Here is a 2,049-nt window from a genome sequence, read left to right on the forward strand (position 1 = left end):
AGGGGGAGCCACCAGGCTCCGCCCCGCCGGCCGGTCCCGGCACAGGCCACGACGTCGGGCAGCAGCCAGGCGGCGAGGGTCTCGCGGTCCTCGGGCAGTACCCCGGGCCAGTGCGTCACACCCGTGTCCCAGTGGGAGCAGGCCCCTGATGGGGCGGACGCCTGGCCCAGCCAGCGGAAGGCCGGGGGGAAGTCCCGCCGCGCGACCAGCCGTTGCCGCGTCTCCGCCAGCAGGCGCCCCGCTCTGCCCTTCGCCCCGAGCCACCCGTACCCACCCTCGGACCGTGCCCCGCGTTCCGGTTCCCGCTCCGGCTCGTCCGCCCCCTTGAGCCCGGGCGCCGGGACCTCCTCGACCAGCCACGCCGCGAGCCGGTCCCCCTCCGGCGTACCCAGCGCCGCGGCCGCGCGGACCGTCTCGGGGGCCGCGCCGCGCCGCACCCGTACCAACGCCTGGGCGAAGTCCACCGCGGCGGGAGCGGCACACAGGCGCTGGTACGTACGCAGCCGCTCCACCAGGACGTCCGGATCCACCGCCCCCGTCGACCAGGTCGGAGTGGCGAGCAGGAACGGCAGCGACTTGGTCCTGACCAGGTACGCGACCTCCGCCAGACGGGCCTCGACCACGTTGTCCAGGGTGGCGTGCGCGCAGCACGTGGACCGCGGCCCGTGTGCGTACGCGTACCACAGGCCCCGTACGGAGATCCGGTCGAGCGCCGCCGCGGCCACCCGCTCCACCCCGGCCAGCCGGACGAGCCAGGTCTCGTTCGCGGCGGCCGGGTCGTCCTTCAGCCACCAGCTGCCCGCCAGGGTGTCCCGGAGCGCGTCGGCGAGCGCCGCGCGATCCGCGTGGGCGTACCGGACGAGACCGTCCAGCGCCCGCTCGAAGGCGGCCATCCCACCCGGCCGGTACGCGGACGACGCACCGCGTCCGCCGGCCAGCGCGGCCACCTCCTCGACCAGTTCGGCGAGGGACGCCGCCACGGGCGCGAGACGGGCCGGCCGCGGCGGGGGCGGCAGGATCTCCTCGTACGGATCGGGCTCGGCGTCCGCCGCAGGCCGCCCGCCGAACACCTCGGCCGCCCGTGACCGGTGCACCGGACCCAGCAGGGAGGCCGCCGAGGCCAGCCCGGCACGCACCTCCCCTTCCACGGCGGCCAGGTGACGGGCTACCAGCTTCAACGCCCGGTCCTGCACGTCGGTGTCCTCGTGCCCGAACGCCTCGGCAACCACCGGCAGCAGGACACCGGCCGCGCCCGGGTCACTCCGCAGGACCTTCCCCAGCAGCACGAGCTGCGCCCTGACGAGCTTCTTCTCCGGGCGGAACAGCGCCGACCCCGACATCTCCGCGAGGGCGCCCACCGGGAGGGACCCGGACAAGGCGAGACGGGTGAGCACCTCCTGGGCCAGGGCGGCCACCGTCGACGCGCCGTCGGACACCATCCCGATCCAGTCGGCCGCGCGGGCGCGCTCCTCCTCCCCGGTCAGCTCCAGCCGGCGCAGCAGCTTGAGGAAGAAGGGCAGGTCCCGGGGGCGACCGCCGCGCAGCAGCCGCGCGAGGCAGGCCGCCACCAGCGGATCCCGCTCCAGCACCCCTTCCCCGGCCAGGGCGGCCAGCACGCCGGGCCAGTCGCCCGCCACGTCGGGATCGGACCGCCACAGGACCACGAGGGGCAGCTCGGTGACCTCGAAGAGGCCCAGCACCATCGCCTGCGCCTGCGGATCCGCCCGCAGGTTCTCCGCGAGGGGCGTGCCGCCGGACGACGAGACCACCTCCGCCCACCCCCGTGTCAGCGCGTCCGTGACCGGCATTTGGCAGCCCGCGAGCCGCACCAGCGCGGAGACCAGCGGATAGTCCTCCTGCGCCGTCGACGCCCGGCCCGCCAGCCGGTGGGCGACCTCGGCGAGCCAGGCCGGCTCCTGGTGCGACAGGACCTCGGTCAGCGGACCGGTCGGCAGCCCGTCCGCCGCGCGCAGATCGGACGCTCCCATCCAGGTGACCGCCGAGGCCGCTCCCCGCTGGCACCCCGCCCCGGCCACCAGCAGCGCGTCC

The 2,049-nt window shown here is 76.4% G+C and carries 1 protein-coding gene; it reads right to left on the reverse strand.

What is annotated here, in order from left to right; translation table 11 throughout:
- On the reverse strand, positions 1-1,988 hold a 1,988-nt coding region (locus GT042_RS19975; RefSeq protein WP_161310085.1), incomplete at its 3' end, for a DUF6493 family protein.
- Between the last annotated feature and the right edge of the window lie 61 nt (positions 1,989-2,049).

This window comes from Streptomyces sp. SID3212, from assembly GCF_009865405.1.
GTDB lineage: Bacteria > Actinomycetota > Actinomycetes > Streptomycetales > Streptomycetaceae > Streptomyces.